The following is an 18230-nucleotide window of genomic DNA, read 5'->3' as shown; positions in this document are numbered from 1 at the left end:
ATCAATCTGGCTTGCTACTCCGGCTCCGTGTTCGCCGGAAAGTGACTGGCGGGCACAGCGGTACCCGTGGTCTTGACGATCAAAGGTAACCGAGGTGATCTCCGCAGCCACCTCCGGTGGCGTGAAACCGACTGCTGTGCAGTCGAACTGCGCTGATCATCCACTGTGACCGCCCGGACGCCGAGTGATCAACAGTGCGTAACCGGAATACTGTTCAATTGGCAATGAGGCCACAGTGGACTGTGTAATTCACGGATGAGAACTAGGGGGATCGGTGTCTACCGGTAAAAATTCGAGCCCATGCCTGGTCAGCCGCTCGCGTTCGCATTGCCGCGCCGCGGGGGTGCAGGTGTGAACAAAGGGAAATCCCTTCGTGAGTATGATCTTGAAGCGGTCCGCGCGGCGGAGGCGGCGAGACGCGGGAGCGCGTTCGCGCCGCGCCCGGCGTGGCGGACCTCTGGGGCGTCCAGGTCCGCCTGGCCGGTCAGTGATGGCGTACAACAGGCGTGATCGGGCCCGCATGGTCGGGTGACGGTCGCGGGTCCGGGGGTTGCCCTCCGGTACACTTCCGCGGCCGGGCGCAGAGTGAAGTTGGAGAGTCTCGATGGCACGTGACGCGGACCACGACGATTCCGGCGGGGTCTCCGCGATCCTGAACCGGATCGACCCGTTCGCGTGGGTACCGATCATCACGATGCTGGTACTCGCGCTGGTGACGGCGCTGGTCCTGGAAGTGCCGTTGCTCGGCCTGATGCTCCTGATCATGGCCTTGGCGATCTTCGGCTTCGACCTGTGGATCAACAGTCGCAAGAAGGCCGGCAAGGCGCCGATGCGCATGCCCCGTCGCAGGCGTCGGGACGACGACGACTTCGACCTGGACTTCGACCGCGACGACCGCGGGCCGTCCCGCGCGGAGACCTCCCGTCCGGAGCGCGGCGCGCAGCCGCCCGCCGGTCGGCCCGGTGCGCGGCCCGGTCCCAACCAGGGCCGTCCGGCCGGGGCAGGTCAGGCCCGCCCGGCCGGTCAGCAGGGGCGTCCCGGCGGTCAGCCGCCAGGCGGCGGCCGTCCCGCCCCGAACCAGGGCCGCCCGCAGGGGAACCCGCCGAACCAGGGCGGACGTCCGGCAGCACCCGGCCAGGGTCGCCCCGGAGCCCCCAACCAGGGCCGTCCCGCCGGGAACCCGCCTGCGGGTCCGCCGCCCGGCGCCGGTCGTCCCGGGGCCCAGCCCCCCGGACCGGGTCGTCCCGGAGCCCCGGGCGGTCGCCCTCCGCAGCGACCGGCACCCGGCGGCAACCGCTACTGACGCACGAGATCGGCCCCGGCCAGCTCAGGCCGGGGTCGATTCGCGTCCGGGCTCAGTGCGGCGCGGGCTCCAGGTCGCGCACGGCTCCGGGCGAGGTGCTCTCGCGCAGGCCCCGCCGGGCGAGCTCGGGGTGCACCCCTTCGCCGAACCAGTACGCCTCCTCCAGGTGCGGGTAACCCGACAGCACGAACTCGTCGATGCCCACCGAGTGGTACTCCTCGATGAGGTCGGCGACCTCGGAGTGGCTTCCCACCAGCGCGGTTCCGGCCCCGCCGCGCAGCAGTCCGACCCCCGCCCACAGTCCCGGGTGGACCTCCAGGTCGCGGGCGCTGGAAGGCAGGACACCACCGTGCAGCCCTGCCATCTTGTGCTGCCCGACGGCCTCGGTCTTGGCGATCTTGGCCTGCGAGGCCGCCACGTCGGCGGGATCCATCTGCCCCAGGAACCGCTGCGCCGTGTCCCACGCGTCGGCGCTGGTGTTGCGGGTGATGACGTGCGCGCGCAGGCCGAACCGCAGCTCGCGGCACTCCTCGGCGGCCAGCTCTCGCAGCCGCTGCACCTTGCGTCCCACCGCCGCCGGCGGCTCTCCCCAGGTCAGGTGCACGTCGGCTCGCCGGGCGGCCACCGGCAGCGCGGCGTCCGACGATCCGCCGAAGTACAAGGGCGGAACCGGTGCCGGGGGCTCGAAGGACGTCGCGCCGCGCACGCTGTGGTGCTCACCGTCGAAGTCGAAGGGCTCGCCCGCGAAGATGCCGCGCAGGATCGCGAGGAACTCGTCGGTGCGGGCGTAGCGCTCGTCGTGGTCGAGCCAGTCGCCGTAGCGTTGCTGCTCGGTCGACTCACCGCCGGTCACGATGTTGAGCAGCAGGCGTCCGTCGGAGACCTTCTGGTACGTGCCGGCCAGCTGCGCGGCCAGCGTCGGCGACAGCGAACCGGGCCGGAACGCGACCAGGAACTTGATCCGCTTGGTGCGCGCCAGCAGTGCGGCGGTGGTGATCCAGGCGTCCTGGCACCAGCTGCCGGTGGGGGTGAGCATGCCGGTGAAACCGAGGTGCTCCACGGCTTGGGCGACCTGCGCGAGGTAGTCGATGTCGGGTCGGCGCGGCGTGTCGGCCCCGGTCGGCGTGGTGTGCGGGCGGTCCACGACGGAGCGCCCGTCGCCGTGGGTGGGCAGGAACCCGTGCGTGGTGATGGGCATGGGGGAGTTCCTCTTAGGCGGTCGCGAGCCGGCTCGCGAAGCGGTTGTCGACGTAGTCGGCGAAGGTGAACCTGCGCGGGATCTCCTCGGCCGTCACGAACGCGTCGGCGAGTTCCTGCTGCGAGCGGACGACCTCGGCGTCGAGCGGGATCGGCAGGTCGGGTCCGAGCTCGGTGGCCTTGCGGGTGACCTCGATGGGCAGCCCGGTGTCCTCCGACCACGCCTGGGCGCGCTTCTCGCGGTGGGTGTCGGCGAAGCGGTACGCCCGCGACAGCCGCGAGAGGTAGTCGCCGATCGCCGAGTTGCGCCGGGCATCGGCCAGCGCGGCGGTGCCGGCGACCTGGAAGCTGTAGCCGTTGGCACCGCCACCGCGGCCGTCGGCGATGACCCGCGCACCGGATTCGAGCTGGACCTGCGCGAAGTACGGGTCCCAGAGCGCCCACGCGTCCACCGCGCCCTGCTTGAACGCTCCGAGCGCGTCGGCGGGCTGCAGGAACACGAGCTGGACGTCGTGGGGAGTGAGTCCGACGGCCGCCAGGGTCTGCAGGATCTGGCCGTGCGCGGAGCTGCCCTTGGAGACCGCGATCGTGCGTCCGCGCAGCTGGTCGCGGGACTGGAGCGGGGAGTTCGGGAGGACGACGAGCGCGTCGCTGGCGACGTTGCCCTGGGAGGCGGCGACGATCTTGATGTCGGCCTTGGCCGCGGCGGCGAACAGCGGGGGAGTGTTGCCGGTGCCGCCGATGTCGATGGCGTCCGCCGACAGCGCTTCCAGCAGCGGCGGGCCGGAGGTGAAGGTCGCCCACTCGAGCTCGTACGGGAAGTCGTCCAGTCCGGCCGAGCGCAGCAACGACTGGGACGCGCCCTTCTGGTCGCCGACCCGGAGCGTCACCCCGGCCAGCTGGTCGGGCGGGATCGGCGGTGGCACGGGCGCGGACGCGGCATCACCGCCGCGACCGCCGGAGCACGCGGCGAGCAGTCCGGCGGCCGAACCGGCTGCGGCCAGGGAAAGGAAATCACGACGGCGCACGGTGTTTCACTCCATCTGCGAGGCGCGACGAATCCGCCCGATGACGCGAGGTCAGCGGGCGCGCGCGAGCGGGCGGTCGGTTCTGGTGGAAGCGACCGGGAATCAGGTGTGGGGCGGGTTCGAGACGAGAACCGCCCGGGAGTCCTCGAGGGCTCTACGGAGCCGGACAGATGGAGCTGGCCTGCCGTCGCAGATCGACGTGCAGGCGCCAGGAGAAGGCGTTCCAGGTGAACACGACCACGGATGTTCGCAGCACCCCGCCCGCAGGTCAACGCACGAGCGCTCGGTCTCACGGGGCGGGACCTGCTGCACGCCGGACGCGCTCGAAGCGTCGGGTGTCCCGGATTTCAGTGGAAATCACCGACCCCGATCTCAGTGGAGATCCGGACCGGATCTCCACTGAAATCGGGGTCGGGAGGTGATGTGTCCAGCTGGGTGGGTCAGACGGTGGCGGGGGTCTTGCGCTGCCCCAGCTCGGGCGTCGGAACCCGGTGGGTCTCGCGGGCGGAGGCCACCGCGATGATGTTCAGCGCGCACAGGCCCGCGGTGAACAGCGCGACGTAGACCCAGCCTTCACGCCCACCACCGATGGCCTCGGCGATGCTGGGGGAGAACCCGGCCAGCGCGAAACCGATCTGGGTGCCCACGGCCATGCCCGACAGTCGCACCTTCGCCGGGAACATCTCGCCGTAGAAGGCCGGCCAGATGCCGTTGGTGGCGCTGTAGACGACGCCGAACAGCAGGATGCCGAAGGTGAAGATCAGCGCCCAGCTGCCGACTGACAGCGACCACAGGTAGCCGAACATCAGCACCGCGCACCCGGCCGAGCCGCCGATGAACACCGGCTTGCGGCCGACGCGGTCGGCCAGTCCCGCCCACAGCGGGATCGCCGCCAGCGCGACGATGTTGGCCAGCACGCCCACCCACAGGATCGGAGTCTTGGCCAGGCCCACGGTGTTCACCGCGTAGCTGAGCGCGTAGACGGTGAAGATGGTGCTCACCGCGGCGATCACCGAGGCGACGACCACCCGCAGCACGTCGGCCCAGTGGTCGCGGAACAGCGGCAGCAGCGGGGTCTTCTCGCGCTTGGTGTCGGCGACCTCCTCGACGAAGACCGGTGTCTCGTCGAGCTTGCTGCGGATCACCAGTCCGGCGATCACGACCGCGGCGCTGAGCCAGAACGGAACCCGCCAGCCCCAGCTGACCAGGTGTTCCTCCGGCAGCGCGGCCACCGGTAGGAAGACCGCGGTGGCCAGGATCTGCCCGGCCTGCGTACCGCTGAGCGTGAAGCTCGTGTAGTAGGCGCGCCGGTGCGCCGGGGCGTGCTCCAGCGACATCGAGTTCGCCCCGGCCTGCTCGCCCGCGGCCGAAAAGCCCTGCAGCAGGCGCAGTGCGACCAGCAGCGCCGGTGCTGCCACGCCGATCTGGTCGTAGGTGGGCAGGCATCCGACCAGGACCGTGGAGATCCCCATCAGCAGGACGGTGAACACCAGCACCCGCTTGCGGCCGAAGGCGTCGCCGATGTGGCCGAGGACGAACGCCCCGATCGGTCGTGCCAGGTAGCCCACGCCGAAGGACGCCAGCGCCAGCAGGGTGCCGGTCGCGGGGTCGGAGGTGGGGAAGAAGATCTTGTTGAACACCAGCGCTGCGGCGGTGCCGTAGATGAAGAAGTCGTAGTACTCGAGCGCACTTCCGATCCATGCGGCGATCGCGGCTTTGCGCGGTTTGCCCTGGGTGGCTCTCGGGCCGTCGGTCACTGTCTGCTCCAGGAAGTCCGTGCACCGTTGCGCGGTGACTTATGAACCATCTAGTTAGTTCTCAAGACTGTGAAGCGCCCGCGAACGTGTGTCAAGGCCGTGTTTCAGTCCCGTGACAGGAAGCCGAGCACCATGTCGCCGAGCATCCGGCGGTAGTGGTCGCGCCGCTTCGGGTCGAGCAGGTCGCGCTCGAAGATCGCCTGGAACGTGTAGCGGTTGGCGGTGCGGAACACGCAGAACGAGCTGATCATCATGTGCACGTCGAGGGCGTCGACGTCCTCGCGGAACCGCCCGTTCTCGCGCCCGCGCCGCAGCACGCCGTCGAGCACCTCGACCGCCGGTCCGGCCAGTCCGGGCAGCAGCTCCGACTTGGTCAGGTGCTCGGCGCGGTGGATGTTCTCGATGCTGACCAGCCGCAGGAAGTCCGGGTGCGACTCGTGGTGGTCGAAGGTCAGCTCGGCCAGCCGGCGGATCGCCTCGGCGGGTTCGAGCGCGTCCACGTCGACCTGGCTCTCCAGGCCGCGGATGACCGCGTAGGCGTTCTCCAGCGCGGCCAGGTAGAGCTGTTCCTTGCCGGTGAAGTAGTAGTAGATCATCCGCTTGGTGGTGCTTGTCCGCGCGGCGATCTCGTCCACCCGGGCGCCGGCGTAGCCCTTGTCGGCGAACTCCTCGGTGGCCACCCGCAGGATCTCGGCGCGAGTCCGGTCGGCGTCGCGCTGCTTGATCGCTCCGGTGTCGGACGTCGGTGCGGCCACGATGCTCCCCTGCGGTTGTTGCACTTCAGCGCCACTCTAATGCACGGAGTCTTCCGGGTGAGCGCCTCGTGTGCCTACAATTAACTAGCTAGTTCGTTACTTAATGGGGAGTGCGGAGTGCACGACGGCTACCTGGTGGGGCTCATCGGTTCGGGCATCGGCCCGTCGCTGAGCCCGGCGTTGCACGAGCGGGAGGCCGCCGAACTCGGCCTGGACTACCACTACCGGCGGTGGGACCTCGACGATCTCGGCGAACCGCCGAGCGCCGTCGGCGATTTGCTGGCCCGCGCCCGCGCGGAGGGCTACCGGGGGCTGAACATCACCCACCCCTGCAAGCAGCTCGTGCTCGATCACCTCGACGAGGTCGACGCCGACGCCGCAGCGCTGGGTGCGGTCAACACCGTCGTCTTCGACGGCACGCGCGCCATCGGTCACAACACCGACCACTCCGGGTTCGCCCGCAGCCTCCAGCGCGGACTGCCCGACGTCGCGCTGGACCGGGTCCTGCTGCTCGGCGCCGGAGGTGCCGGAGCCGCCGTCGCCCACGCGCTGCTGGGCCTGGGGGCGGGGGAGGTCCGGATCGTCGATCTCGACGCCGACCGCGCCGCCGAGCTGGCCGACTCCCTGCCCGAACGCGCGGTCACCGGCGGGCGGCTCGACGATGAGCTGGGCGAGGCCGATGGTCTGGTGCACGCCACGCCCACCGGCATGGCCGCCCACCCCGGACTGCCGGTGCGCGCCGCGCTGCTGCGGCCTCAGATGTGGGTCGCCGACGTCGTCTACCGGCCGTTGGCCACCGAACTCGTCGTCACCGCGCGCCGGCGCGGCTGCCGGGTGCTCGACGGCGGCGGCATGGCGGTGTTCCAGGCGGTGGACGCGTTCCGGCTGTTCACAGGCTTGGAGCCGAACGCCGAGCGGATGCTGCGGCACTTCGCCGAACTGGAGGGAGCGCATGTCTGAGCCACGACGGTCCATCGCCACGGTCTGCCTGTCCGGCACCCTGGAGGACAAGCTCGCCGCCGCCGCTGCGGCCGGTTTCAACGGCGTGGAGATCTTCGAGAACGACCTGATCGCCTCGGCCGCGTCCCCGGCCGACATCGGCGCCCGGTGCCGCGATCTGGGCCTGTCGGTCGACCTCTACCAGCCGTTCCGCGACTTCGAAGCCGTCCCGCCCGCGCGGCTGCGCGAGAACCTGCGCCGCGCCGAGCGCAAGTTCGACGTCATGGAGCAGCTGGGCGCCGACCTGGTCCTGGTCTGCTCGACGGTGTCGCCGGACGCCGTCGACGACGACGAACTGGCCGCCGAGCAGCTGCGGGCGCTGGCCGAGCGCGCCGAAGCGCGCGGGATGCGGGTGGCCTACGAGGCGCTGGCCTGGGGCCGGTTCGTCAACACCTACGAGCACTCCTGGCGGATCGTGCGCCGCGCGGACCACCCGGCGCTGGGCCTGTGCCTGGACTCCTTCCACGTGCTCTCCCGCGACGGCGATCCGTCGCTGATCCGCACCATCCCCGGCGAGAAGCTGTTCTTCCTGCAGCTGGCCGACGCGCCGAAGCTGGACATGGACGTGCTGCAGTGGAGCAGGCACCACCGGCTGTTCCCCGGGCAGGGCTCGTTCGACCTGAAGACCTTCGCGGGCAACGTGCTCGAAGCCGGCTACACCGGGCCGCTGTCGCTGGAGGTGTTCAACGACGTCTTCCGGCAGGCCGATCCGAAACCCGCTGCCGTGGACGCGATGCGCTCGCTCCGGCTGCTGGAGGAGCAGCTCGGGATCCCGGTCGCCGAACCCGCACCCGACCTCGACGGATACGCCTTCACCGAGCTCGTCGCCGACCCCGCCACGGCCGCTCGGCTGGCCGAAGGGCTCGCCGCGCTGGGCTTCACCGAGACCGGGGAGCACCGCAGCAAGCCCGTGCGGCGCTGGGAGCAGGGCGGTGCGCGGGTGCTGATCAACACCACCGCGTCCACCTCGGACACCGCGGAGATCGGTGCGCTGGCGGTGGAGAGCTCCGACCCGCTGCGCTCGGCGCGACGGGCCGAGGCGATGAGCTCGCCGATCCTGCCGCGCGAGCGCGGACCGCAGGAAGCCGGCCTGGCCTCGGTCGCCGCGCCCGACGGCACCGGCGTGTTCTTCTGCGACACCGCCGCCCCCGACGGCTGGCTGTCGGACTTCCGCGACACCACGACGGCGGGACGAGGGCTGGGCGTCACCGGCATCGACCACGTGTCGCTGACCCAGCCGTTCGACCACTTCGACGAGGCCGCGCTGTTCTGCCGCTCGGTGCTCGGCCTGGAACCGGAGGGGATCACCGAGTACGCCGCGCCGTTCGGCATGGTCCGCAACCGCGGGATGGTCGACGCCACCTGCTCGGTGCGCCTCGCGCTCAACGGCACCCTGGTCCGCCGCGGCGAGTGGGCCCCGGCGGTCCGCGACCCGCAGCACATCGCCTTCACCTGCACCGACGTGATCTTGGCGGCCGAGCACCTGCGCGCGTCCGGCGCGCCGGTGCTGCCGATCCCGGACAACTACTACGACGACCTCGACGCCCGATTCGGCCTCCGCCCGGAACTGCTGGAGACCCTGCGGCGTTGCTCGGTGCTCTACGACCGCGACGCGGGCGGCGAGTTCCTGCACCTGTTCACCGAGCTGTTCGGTTCGCGGGTGTTCCTCGAACTCGTCCAGCGGGTCGGCGACTACGCGGGGTACGGCGTGGCCAACGCCCCGGTCCGCATGGCCGCGCATCGGAGGCAACGGATGACTGCATCTGGACGATGATCCACCGCGTTCTCTGGCGGAAACTGGGCGAAAACGTACGACGTACGGAGTGAGAGGGGCCCTGCGCCAGATGCAGCACGTGAATCGTCGGACGCTCATGACCGCCGCTGGAATCGCCGGTGTGGCCACCGTGCTGCCGACCGCGACAGCGGCGGCCGCACCCGGTCGCTGCGGAGACCACGCGTGGTGCGACCCCGGGCGCTCGCCCGACGAACGCGCGGCGATGGTGCTGCGCGAGCTGACCCTGGACGAGAAGATCTCGCTGCTCGGTGGCGACGACCTGGCCGGTGCGGCCGGATCCGGGCACACCGGTACCGGTCACGGCGTCGAGCGGCTCGGGATTCCGCCGGTCTACTACGGCGACGGGCCCGTCGGTTCCCGGCAGGGCAGCGGCACCTCGATGCCCTCGGGGGTGTCGCTGGCCGCCTCCTTCGATCCCGGGCTGGCCACGACCTACGGCGCCACGGTGGCCAACGAGGTGCGGTGCAAGGGCAACGACGTGGTGTTCGGTCCGACCGTCGACGTGCTGCGCGTGCCCACCTCAGGCCGCGCCTTCGAAGGCTTCGGCGAGGACCCGTACCTGTCCTCGCGGATCGGCGTCGGCTGGGCGGCCGGAGCTCACTCCGAAGGCGTGATGGTGTGCGTCAAGCACTTCGCCGCCTACACGCAGGAGGGCGTTCTCGGCGTCGTCGGCTCGCGGATGCTCTACAACGCCGTGGTCGACGAGCGCACCCTGCGCGAGATCTACCTGCCCCCGTTCGAGGCCGCCGTGCGCGAAGCGGGCGTCGGCGCGGTCATGGGCTCCTACAACCGGGTCGGCGGTCAGTACGCCTGCGAGCACCAGTGGTTGCTCAACGACCTGCTCAAGCACGAGTGGGGTTTCACCGGCTACACCATCGCCGACTACGCCGCGATGCACTCCACCGGGAACTCGCTGGCCAACGGGATGGACTTCGAACCGTGGCCCGCGCTGGTGTACTCGCCTGCCGCGATCCGCACCGCCCTGGCCACGGGTCAGGCGGCGACCTCCGACGTGGACGAACACGCCCGCCGCATCCTGCGCACGATGTTCGCCCACGGCATCTTCGAGCGCCCCGCCTACCCCAACGACGACAGCCAGATCGACAAGCCGGCCCACCTGCGCACCGCCGGGCACGTCGCCGAGCAGGGCATGACGCTGCTGCGCAACGACGGACTCCTGCCGCTCGACCCGGCCGCGCTGCGCGGCAAGACCATCGCGGTGATCGGCGAGGCCGCCGAGAAGTTCGTGCAGGGCGGTGGCTCGTCGTCGACCACCCCGTACAGCTTCGTCTCCCCGCTGCAGGGCATCCAGCAGCGGGGCGCCGAGGCAGGCATCACCGTCGTCCACGAACCCGGCACGACCCCGGGTGCGGCGGCCGCGGCCGCCCGCAACGCCGACATCGCGGTGGTCGTGGTCTCGGACATGATGTCGGAGTTCCTCGACAAGCCGAACCTCGACCTGGACTCCGGCATCGCCCAGTTCCCGCCGCCCGCGCTCGGCAACCCGCTGGCCGACCAGGACGCGATCATCGAGGCCGCGCTCGATGCCAACGCCAACACCGTCGTCGTGCTCGAAACCGGAGGCCCGGTCGCCACGCCGTGGCGGTACCGCACCCGAGCGCTGCTGGAGGCCTGGTACCCGGGCGCGAACGCGGGCACCGCGCTCGCGCGCGTGCTCTTCGGCGACGTCGACCCCGGCGGTCGGCTACCGCTGACCTTCCCGGACAGCGACGACGACGTGCCCACCGCCGGCGACATCGCCCGCTACCCGGGCAAGGGCCTGGACGTGCACTTCACCGAAGGCGTGTTCGTCGGCTACCGGCACTACGACGCCCACGAGATCGAACCGGCGTTCCCGTTCGGCCACGGCCTGTCCTACACCTCCTTCGCCTACTCCGACCTGCGCGTGTCCGGGGAGAGGGTGAGCGTGATCGTGACCAACACCGGCAACCGGACCGGGCACGCCGTACCGCAGCTCTACCTCGGCCTGCCCTCGCCGCGCGAGGACGTGCCGCAGCCGCCCCGGCAGCTCAAGGGCTTCGCCAAGCTCACCCTCGATCCGGGGCGCTCGGCGTCGGTGGAGTTCACCCTCACCGACTCGGCCCTGTCCTACTGGGACGAGCTGGCGGGCGGCTGGACCGTCGCGGCCGGGGAGTACCGGGTGCACGTCGGCGAATCCTCCCGGGACATCCGCGGTGACGGCACCTTCACCATCGCCGCCGAACGCCGGGTGCGGTGAGTCAGGGCTTGGACGCGTAGTACACGGCGGCCATGTCCTCGTCGGCGTGGCCCGCGGTCAGGGCTCGGGCGAACCGGGCCCTGACCGCCTCGGCCAGGTCGAGCCGCACGGCGCCGCTGGCCGCCTGGGACACCAGACCGGCGTCCTTGGCTGCGGCGCTGAGGGTGAACGCCGGTGGGAACTCGCCGCTGATGATCGCGGCGCCCTTCATGTGCGCGTAGGCAGAATCGGTCGCGGTTCCCTTGATCGCCGCCAGGAACTCCGACGGGTCCACACCCAGGTCCTCGGCCAGCGCGATCGATTCGCCCACGGCGTTGGTCAGCGTCAGCACCCAGTTGTTGGCGACGAGCTTCAGCCTCGATCCACCCGCCTGCGACGGGTCCTCGCCGACCCACCGGGTGCGGGAGCCGATCGCGTCGAACAACGGCGCCACGACCTCGCGCACCTGGGGAGCGCCCGCGGCCAGCACCACCAGCTCGCCCTTCTCGGCCGGGAGCTTCGTGCCCAGCACGGGGGCGTCGACGACGGTGACACCGCCGATCTCGGCCGCGGCCGCGCACACCGCCTCCGTTCCCGGCAGGCCGATCGTCCCCATCTGCACCCACACGCCACCGGTGTTCAGCGCGGCGGCGGCCTCACGGCCGGCGCTGAGCGTCGAGTCGGCGTCGAGCAGCATCGTGACCAGGACGTCTGCGCCTCGCGCGGCCTCGGCCGGGGAGTCGACGACGACCGCGCCGGTCTCGGTCAGCGGCTCGGCCCGGCTGCGCGTGCGGTTCCACACCCGCAGGTCGAATCCGGCTGCGGCCAGGTTGCGCACCATCGGCGCACCCATAGTGCCGGTGCCGAGGAAGGCGACTGTGGTCATGGCGAACTCTCCCAACCCAGGGGACTCGGATTCGCCGCCGATTCTCCCCGCACCCCTACCGGCGCACCAAACCAACACACCACGGGTGTGTTGGTGCTGGGCGCGCGCAAAGCGTTCGGGCGCAGGGCGTTTCCCGGCCGGAACGGGACGAACCGGCCACAGTGGATGATCAGAGGAGCTCGATGCGCCAGGTGCGGGAGATCAGCAGGAACCCCGTCAGGGCCGCGGCCGTCAGCGCCGCCGCGCCCTCGTTGAGGAACAGGCACATGAGCGACAGCACGCCCGCGCAGGCGGCCAGCGTCGTCCGGGCGGAGACGCGGGCGCGCAGGTAGCCGAAGGTGCTGGTCTGGCTGAGCCTGCGTGCGAGCTTGGGGTCCTCGTCGACGAGCTGCTGCTCGATCTCGCGCAGGCGGCGCCGTTCGTCCCTGGGGAGCATGGCCCACCTCCACCGGGTAGTACCGCCTGGTTGAACAAGTATCGCAACGTTGGAACGTGCTGTGAAGGGTCAATCCAGGCGACGTCCGCAGCAACCCACAACCCTGTGACCTGCGATGGGGAATTTCACGATGAGAGGCGGGCACCCGCAGGTGCCCGCCTCTCGACTCGCTCGACCGTCACGCGGCGACAGGGGCCTCCACCTGGAGGTCCAGACCTCCGTCGCGGGTGCCGACCCGCAGCCGGGTGCCCTCGGTGAGCTCGCCGTCCAGGATCAGGTCGCTGATCCGGTCGTCGATCTCGCGCTCGATGGCCCGGCGCAACGGCCGCGCACCGAACTCGGGCTTGTAGCCGCGGTCGGAGACCCAGGCCACCGCGTCGTCGTCGAAGACGACCTCGACGCCCAGATCGGCCAGCCGCTTCGTGGTGGTCGCCAGCAGAGCACGGGTGATGGTGTGCAGCTGCTCGCCGTCGAGGCGCTTGAACACCACGATCTCGTTGATCCGGTTGAGGAACTCCGGCCGGAAGGCGTCCTTGAGCTTCGGCATGACCCGCTCCTCCAGGTCCTGGGTGGGGCTGCCGGCGGTGAAGCCGATCTTGCCGCCTGCGCTGGAGACGACCTCCGAAGCGAGGTTGCTGGTCATGATCAGCACCGTGTTGCTGAAGTCCACCGTGCGGCCCTGACCGTCGGTCAGGCGTCCGTCGTCGAGGACCTGCAGCAGGGTGTTGAACACGTCCGGGTGCGCCTTCTCGATCTCGTCGAGCAGAACCACGGAGTAGGGGTTGCGCCGCACGGCCTCGGTCAGCTCACCGGCCTCGCCGTGCCCGACGTACCCGGGCGGGGCTCCGACCAGCCGGCTGGCGGTGTGGCGCTCCTGGAACTCGCTCATGTCCAGCCGGATCATCCGCTGCTCGTCGCCGAACAGCGACTCCGCCAGCGCCTTGGCCAGCTCGGTCTTGCCGACACCGGTCGGACCCAGGAACAGGAAGCTGCCCACCGGACGGGACGGATCGCCCAGTCCGCTGCGGGAGCGCCGCACCGCGCGGGCCAGCGCCCGCACCGCGTCGTCCTGTCCGACGACCCGCTCGTGCAGCTCCGACTCCAGGTTCTGCAGCCGGACCTTCTCCTCGGCGGTCAGCCGCGCCACCGGAACACCGGTCGCCCGGGAGACGACCTCGGCGATGTCGGCCGGACCGACCTCCAGCACGCCCGAACCGCCCTGCTCCAGCCGTGCCTGCGCGGCGGTGATCTCGTCGCGCAGCGCGGAGGCGCGCTCGTAGTCCTCCTCGGCGACCGCCTCGTTCTTGAGCTGCTCCAACCGCTCGACGCGCTTGCGCAGCTCGGTGTCGTCGGCGACACCGGCGCCCAGCCGCTTGCGGGCACCGGCCTGGTCGATCAGGTCGATGGCCTTGTCCGGCAGGAACCGGTCGTTGATGTACTGGTCGGACAGCTTCGCGGCGGCCTGCACGGCCTCCTCGCTGTAGCTCACCTTGTGGTGCCGCTCGTACTGCTCCTGAAGCCCCCGCAAGATCGTGATCGTGTCGGTCACGCTCGGCTCGGGGACCTGGACCGGCTGGAAGCGGCGCTCCAGGGCCGGGTCCTTCTCGATGTTCTTGCGGTACTCGTCGAGCGTGGTGGCGCCGACGACGTGCAGCTCACCGCGAGCCAGTCGCGGCTTGAGCATGTTGCCCGCGTCCATCGCGCCCTCGGCGCCACCGGCGCCGACGACGGTGTGCAGCTCGTCGATGAACACGATCAGCTCGTCGCTGTGCTCGGCGATCTCGTCGATGACCTTGGTCATCCGCTCCTCGAAGTCACCGCGGTAGCGGGTGCCGGAGAGCATCGCCGAGAGGTCCAGCTGCACGACCCGCTTGCCGGTGAGCACCTCGGGCACGTCGCCGGAGGCGATGGCCTGGGCCAGTCCTTCCACGATCGCGGTCTTGCCGACACCGGCCTCACCGACCAGCACCGGGTTGTTCTTGGTTCGGCGGGACAGGATCTCGATGGTCTGCTCGATCTCGTCGGCGCGGCCGATCACCGGGTCCAGGCCGCCGTCGCGGGCCTGCTCGGTGAGGTCGCGGCCGTACTCGTCCAGCGTCGGCGTCTGACCGCCGCTCGGGCTGGACTTCGGCGCCTGCTGCGGGGTGGGCCGCTGCCCGGCGTCGCGCAGGGCCTCGGGTCCCGCACCGGCACCGGCCAGCAGGCGGCCGGCCTCGGTCTCGGGGTTGGCCGACAGCGCCAGCAGCAGGTGCTGCGGGCCGATGTAGGTCGAGCCCAGCGCGCGAGCCACCCGGTGGGCGTCGGCCAGCGCGGTGCGCGCGGCCAGCGTCAGCGAGACGGACTCCTCGGCGACCGGGTTGCCCGCAGCGGGCAGGTGGCCTTCGACCTGCTTGGCGAAGGACTCGGTGTCCACGCCCAGCTGGCCGAGCTGCGCCCGGGTCGGCTCCTGCTTGGCGGCCGACCACAGCAGGTGCAGGGCGTCGAGGCTGCCCTGCCCGCGGTCGCGGGCGAACTTCGCGGCCTCGCCGACGAGCTGTTGCGCCTGCTCGGTCATCAGCTCGGTGATGTCAACGCGGCGCGAGCCGCCGCCCGTGGAGTCCTCGGCCCCGAAGAAGCGCGCGAAGTACTCGTCGAACGGGCCACCGACCGGTCCGAAGAACGTCGCCATTACTTACCTCCTCGTGACGGTGTTGCTCAGCATCGCCGCCATCTACTTGAGTCTGCCACTATCAACCAACATAAGTGAGCGCGCCGTAATTCCAAGTTGATCGTGGAGTGGTCCGCGTCACTTCCTGCGTCCGGCGAGCGCGGGTCGCACGTGCTCAGCCCGTTGCGCCACCGCAGGTGTGGTGGTCACCGCGCGGAGGCGTTTCGCCGAGCTGTTGACCTCGACTTAAGTGGAAGTCGCAGGCTGAGGTGACCTGCTCAGATGAAAGGGACACATCATGGGAACGTCTGTGGATCGCTCAGTATTCGACGAGGCGTATGTGGCGGGCACCGCACCGTGGGTGATCGGCGCACCGCAGCAGGCGATCGTCGAGCTCGAACGCGGCGGTGAGATCGGGGGAGCGGTGCTCGACCCCGGCTGCGGCACCGGCGAGCACACCATCCTGCTGACCGAACGCGGCTACGACGTGCTGGGCGTGGACTCGGCGCCGCACGCGATCGAACTCGCCCGGGCCAACGCCGCCGCGCGCGACGTGCCCGCGCGCTTCCAGGCCGCCGACGCGCTGGCGCTGACCGGCGGGCCCTTCGACACCGTCGTCGACAGCGCCTTGTTCCACGTCTTCGGCGAGGAGGACCAGCTGCGGTACCTGCGCAGCCTGCACGGCGTGTGCCGGCCGGGAGCGACCGTCCACGTCCTGGCGCTGGCCGACGCCGAGCCTGCGCTCGGGCCGCGCGTCGCCGAATCGGTGTTCCCGCGCGTGTTCACCGACGGCTGGCGGCTGGAGCGCGTCCGCCCGAGCACCTACCGGGGTGTGGCGCGCGGTGATCACGCGCAGGCCCACGGCGTCGCCGAGGGCGCCCAGGTCGACGTCCCAGCCTGGCTGGCCACCGCCACGCGGCTGTAGCGGTGGTGGTCCCGGCCTGGGCGCGGCTGGCATGCTGGGGCGCATGACCGAGGATGCCGCGTGCGCGGTCGCGCACGGTGAAGTGCCGTCCGAATCCGGGCAGCGAGTGCTGGCGGCGGTGTTCGCCTCGCCCGTCGCCGAACACCTGCTGCGCTACGGCCGGGACCTCGGCTACACCGCGGTGCTCATCGAACCCGACCCGGAACGTGCCGCGGGCCTGGACGCGCTGGCGAAGGTGCCGGAGCTGAGCCCCGGCACGGACCTGGTCGTCACCGACCACCACCGCGACGAGCTCGGCCCGGTGCTGCGCGACGCGCTGCGGCACGAGGCGCGCTGGATCGGGATCATGGGCAACCCGCGCCACGAGGGCCCGCACGTCCAGGCCCTGCGCGATCTCGGCGTGGACGACTCCCAGATCGCGCGGGTGCACCGGCCGATCGGGCTCAACATCGGCTCGCGCACGCCACCCGAGATCGCCATCGCCACGCTGGCCGGGCTCATCGCCGACCGCAACGGGAAACCGGGCGGCTTCGAGTTCTGATCCCGCTCAGGGAAGCGCACGGCGTCGGAGCACCGCTCACGGCCGATCCCGTTCGTCGGGCAGCAACGAACCGAGCGGTCCGAGGTCGAGGTTGAGGTCTTCCGGGGAGAGCCCGAAGTGGTCCTGGAGCTCGGACATGGCCTCCGCCAGCTGCATGAGGCCGAGTCCGAGCTCCTCGATCTGCTCCTCCGACAGATCGCCTTCGTCTACCCGGCGCAGCGCCTGCCGCTCCATGAGCTGACGCACGAGTTCGACCAGGGTGAGGACCAGGCGCACGAGGTCGCGCTTGATCGACTCGGAGTCCGCTTCGATCCGGTTCTGCAGGCGTCGCGATCGCGCGTGCGCGTCGTCGTTCGGCTCGGTCACGCCGGTGGTCCCTCCTGCCCCGTTGTCTCCGCGCGGATGGAGGTGATGAGCGCCCGCAGGGAGACCTGGACGAGGTCGACGTCCGCGAGCGAGATCGTGATGTCGCCGGCGATGACCACGCCCCCGGCCAGGAGCCGGTCCAGCAGGTCGACGAGCGCGACGTCCTGGGGTCCGCGCAGCTCCACCGGTGTCAGTTCCTCGGACGTCATCGCTGCTCCTGCTCGTCTTCCAGGATCGTGGCGAAGGAGTACGGCGGCCACGGCCCGGTGAGTTCGAACCTGAACTTCGGGTGGCCGTGCGCCAGCTCCCGCAGCTTCTCCTTGAACGAGCTCTCGCGGGTGTCGTCGACCAGGTAAGCGCCGTTGAGCACCATCACGCCGTCGTAGCCCGCGAGCTCGCGGCTTTGCGGTGGGTGGGCGGTCGACTCCTCCGCCAGCTCGACCAGCGACGCGTGAACCTCGGCCGCGTGGTGCAGCGCCTCCTCCTTCGCCTGCTCCCGGCTCTCCTCGCGACGGCGGAGCCGCTGCAAGTACGCGGCGCCGGGCCGCTCGCCCCGGGGCTCGCTCGAACCGGGTTGACCGGCGGAGATGTCCGCGTACGCCTTGACGCCCCACTCCGTTCGGCCGGTGACCCGGTCGAGCACGGTCTCGAACCTGTCCGCCCGGTCCGCGAGGCACTCGCGCACGCGGCGGTCGCTGTAGTAGACGGTGGCGAACCCCATGGGTGCCACCGGAAGGACGCTCGCGGCCGCCTCGACGACCCGGTTGTGGTCGCGGACCGCCTCGCCCAGCCAGTCGAGATCCTCCAGGTTGCGGCGCAGCGCCGATTCGCCGAACTCGTCCTCGGCGACGTCGCTGACCAGCGCGCTCAGGCCCGCGACCTCGACCCAGCGGACGGTCGAGCCGGCGATCCCCTCCAACTCGGACGCGAGGTTCGCGTCCTGTCCGCGAGAGATCGCGTACACGTAGGTCAACGGTTCAGCCACCACGCCGCTCCTCGTCCTCTTCGGCGTTCGGGGGTGTCTCAGCGGAACCGGATTCGAGCTCGCGCACCCTCCGCTCCAGGCGGCGGTTCTCGTGAACGAGGTCGCGCTGCCCCGAGGACAGCGACGGGTCGTGCTCCCACCAGTCGATGCCCATCTCCCGTGCGCGTTCCACGGAGGCCACCACGAGCCGGAGCTTGATGGTGAGCAGCTCGATGTCGAGCAGGTTGACCCGGATGTCGCCGGCGATGACGATGCCCTTGTCGAGCACGCGTTCCAGGATGTCGGCGAGGTTCGCGGACTCGGGCCGGGACGACAGCGCACCCCTCTGCCCGTACCTCGCCGGAGGGCCGGTCCTGCCACCGTTCGGCTCCGTCATCCGGGTCCTCCCTCGA

Annotated in this window: 17 protein-coding genes; 6 read left to right on the top strand and 11 right to left on the bottom strand. The window is 70.8% G+C overall.

Going from position 1 to position 18230, the window contains the following annotated elements:
* Positions 1-604 precede the first annotated feature (604 nt).
* The gene (locus E1202_RS16360; protein WP_132684017.1) at positions 605-1303 is read left to right on the top strand and encodes a hypothetical protein; all 699 of its coding nucleotides are present in this window, start codon (positions 605-607) and stop codon (positions 1301-1303) included.
* Positions 1304-1355: 52 nt separating this feature from the next.
* On the opposite strand, the gene E1202_RS16355 is transcribed toward E1202_RS16360, so the two are convergent.
* The 4 genes from E1202_RS16355 to E1202_RS16340 all read right to left on the bottom strand — a co-directional run bounded on the left by E1202_RS16355 (position 1356) and on the right by E1202_RS16340 (position 6040).
* Positions 1356-2501 (bottom strand): LLM class flavin-dependent oxidoreductase, encoded by a 1146-nt coding sequence (locus E1202_RS16355; RefSeq protein WP_132684016.1) that lies wholly within the window; start codon positions 2499-2501, stop codon positions 1356-1358.
* 13 nt (positions 2502-2514) lie between these two features.
* Positions 2515-3528 (bottom strand): ABC transporter substrate-binding protein, encoded by a 1014-nt coding sequence (locus E1202_RS16350; RefSeq protein ID WP_235878477.1) that lies wholly within the window; start codon positions 3526-3528, stop codon positions 2515-2517.
* A gap of 440 nt (positions 3529-3968) precedes the next feature.
* A complete protein-coding gene (locus E1202_RS16345) occupies positions 3969-5285 on the bottom strand; it encodes an MFS transporter (protein ID WP_132684015.1) in 1317 nt (438 codons plus the stop codon).
* Between the two features lie 104 nt (positions 5286-5389).
* A complete protein-coding gene (locus E1202_RS16340) occupies positions 5390-6040 on the bottom strand; it encodes a TetR/AcrR family transcriptional regulator (protein ID WP_132684014.1) in 651 nt (216 codons plus the stop codon).
* Positions 6041-6157: 117 nt separating this feature from the next.
* Between E1202_RS16340 and E1202_RS16335 the strand changes: the two genes are divergently transcribed.
* The 3 genes from E1202_RS16335 (at position 6158) to E1202_RS16325 (ending at position 11073) form a co-directional block, all read left to right on the top strand.
* The gene (locus tag E1202_RS16335) at positions 6158-7000 is read left to right on the top strand and encodes a shikimate dehydrogenase (protein ID WP_132684013.1); all 843 of its coding nucleotides are present in this window, start codon (positions 6158-6160) and stop codon (positions 6998-7000) included.
* Complete coding sequence (locus E1202_RS16330) at positions 6993-8813, top strand: bifunctional sugar phosphate isomerase/epimerase/4-hydroxyphenylpyruvate dioxygenase family protein (protein ID WP_132684012.1); 1821 nt, start codon at positions 6993-6995, stop codon at positions 8811-8813. The genes E1202_RS16335 and E1202_RS16330 overlap by 8 nt, the downstream gene beginning before the upstream one ends.
* A 97-nt stretch (positions 8814-8910) precedes the next feature.
* Positions 8911-11073 carry a beta-glucosidase gene (locus tag E1202_RS16325; protein WP_207918679.1) on the top strand — a complete coding sequence of 721 codons (2163 nt, stop codon included), beginning with the start codon at positions 8911-8913 and terminating at the stop codon, positions 11071-11073.
* A 1-nt stretch (position 11074) separates the two neighbouring features.
* Here E1202_RS16325 and E1202_RS16320 read toward each other — a convergent pair whose 3' ends face one another.
* The 3 genes from E1202_RS16320 to E1202_RS16310 form a co-directional block, all read right to left on the bottom strand.
* Positions 11075-11938, bottom strand: a complete 864-nt coding sequence (locus tag E1202_RS16320) for an NAD(P)-dependent oxidoreductase (protein WP_132684010.1) — start codon at positions 11936-11938, stop codon at positions 11075-11077.
* A gap of 169 nt (positions 11939-12107) precedes the next feature.
* Positions 12108-12374, bottom strand: a complete 267-nt coding sequence (locus E1202_RS16315) for a DUF3040 domain-containing protein (RefSeq protein WP_132684009.1) — start codon at positions 12372-12374, stop codon at positions 12108-12110.
* A gap of 178 nt (positions 12375-12552) precedes the next feature.
* Positions 12553-15042 carry an ATP-dependent Clp protease ATP-binding subunit gene (locus E1202_RS16310; RefSeq protein ID WP_132684008.1) on the bottom strand — a complete coding sequence of 830 codons (2490 nt, stop codon included), beginning with the start codon at positions 15040-15042 and terminating at the stop codon, positions 12553-12555.
* A 289-nt stretch (positions 15043-15331) separates the two neighbouring features.
* On the opposite strand from E1202_RS16310, the gene E1202_RS16305 reads away from it, so the two are divergent.
* Both E1202_RS16305 and E1202_RS16300 read left to right on the top strand, forming a co-directional pair.
* On the top strand, positions 15332-15946 hold the full coding sequence (locus tag E1202_RS16305; RefSeq protein WP_328590990.1) for a class I SAM-dependent methyltransferase: 615 nt from the start codon (positions 15332-15334) through the stop codon (positions 15944-15946).
* A gap of 43 nt (positions 15947-15989) precedes the next feature.
* Positions 15990-16487, top strand: a complete 498-nt coding sequence (locus E1202_RS16300) for an XdhC family protein (protein ID WP_132684006.1) — start codon at positions 15990-15992, stop codon at positions 16485-16487.
* 36 nt (positions 16488-16523) lie between these two features.
* On the opposite strand, the gene E1202_RS16295 is transcribed toward E1202_RS16300, so the two are convergent.
* Genes E1202_RS16295 through E1202_RS16280 form a run of 4 tightly spaced genes read right to left on the bottom strand, consistent with a single transcriptional unit; the run spans position 16524 to position 18214 of the window.
* Positions 16524-16853, bottom strand: coding sequence for a gas vesicle protein K (locus E1202_RS16295; protein WP_132684005.1), 330 nt, complete (start codon positions 16851-16853; stop codon positions 16524-16526).
* Positions 16850-17062, bottom strand: coding sequence for a gas vesicle protein (locus E1202_RS16290; protein ID WP_132684004.1), 213 nt, complete (start codon positions 17060-17062; stop codon positions 16850-16852). Before E1202_RS16290 ends, E1202_RS16295 begins: the two co-directional genes overlap by 4 nt.
* The gene (locus tag E1202_RS16285; RefSeq protein ID WP_132684003.1) at positions 17059-17838 is read right to left on the bottom strand and encodes a GvpL/GvpF family gas vesicle protein; all 780 of its coding nucleotides are present in this window, start codon (positions 17836-17838) and stop codon (positions 17059-17061) included. Before E1202_RS16285 ends, E1202_RS16290 begins: the two co-directional genes overlap by 4 nt.
* The gene (locus E1202_RS16280) at positions 17831-18214 is read right to left on the bottom strand and encodes a gas vesicle protein (protein WP_132684002.1); all 384 of its coding nucleotides are present in this window, start codon (positions 18212-18214) and stop codon (positions 17831-17833) included. Before E1202_RS16280 ends, E1202_RS16285 begins: the two co-directional genes overlap by 8 nt.
* Between the last annotated feature and the right edge of the window lie 16 nt (positions 18215-18230).

The sequence above is a fragment of the Saccharopolyspora karakumensis genome (assembly GCF_004349225.1).
Classification (GTDB): Bacteria; Actinomycetota; Actinomycetes; order Mycobacteriales; family Pseudonocardiaceae; genus Saccharopolyspora; species Saccharopolyspora endophytica.
The sequence above is the reverse complement of the archived record's forward strand: the minus strand, read 5'-3'. Positions and strand labels throughout refer to the sequence as shown.

Excerpts from the sequence above, each read along its gene's own strand:
- E1202_RS16325 (WP_207918679.1), top strand. The coding sequence starts at position 8,911 with ATGACCGCCGCTGGAATCGCCGGTGTGGCCACCGTGCTGCCGACCGCG.
- E1202_RS16280 (WP_132684002.1), bottom strand. The coding sequence starts at position 18,214 with ATGACGGAGCCGAACGGTGGCAGGACCGGCCCTCCGGCGAGGTACGGG.
- E1202_RS16315 (WP_132684009.1), bottom strand. The coding sequence starts at position 12,374 with ATGCTCCCCAGGGACGAACGGCGCCGCCTGCGCGAGATCGAGCAGCAG.
- E1202_RS16290 (WP_132684004.1), bottom strand. The coding sequence starts at position 17,062 with ATGACGTCCGAGGAACTGACACCGGTGGAGCTGCGCGGACCCCAGGAC.
- E1202_RS16310 (WP_132684008.1), bottom strand. The coding sequence starts at position 15,042 with ATGGCGACGTTCTTCGGACCGGTCGGTGGCCCGTTCGACGAGTACTTC.
- E1202_RS16355 (WP_132684016.1), bottom strand. The coding sequence starts at position 2,501 with ATGCCCATCACCACGCACGGGTTCCTGCCCACCCACGGCGACGGGCGC.
- E1202_RS16330 (WP_132684012.1), top strand. The coding sequence starts at position 6,993 with ATGTCTGAGCCACGACGGTCCATCGCCACGGTCTGCCTGTCCGGCACC.
- E1202_RS16300 (WP_132684006.1), top strand. The coding sequence starts at position 15,990 with ATGACCGAGGATGCCGCGTGCGCGGTCGCGCACGGTGAAGTGCCGTCC.
- E1202_RS16320 (WP_132684010.1), bottom strand. The coding sequence starts at position 11,938 with ATGACCACAGTCGCCTTCCTCGGCACCGGCACTATGGGTGCGCCGATG.
- E1202_RS16360 (WP_132684017.1), top strand. The coding sequence starts at position 605 with ATGGCACGTGACGCGGACCACGACGATTCCGGCGGGGTCTCCGCGATC.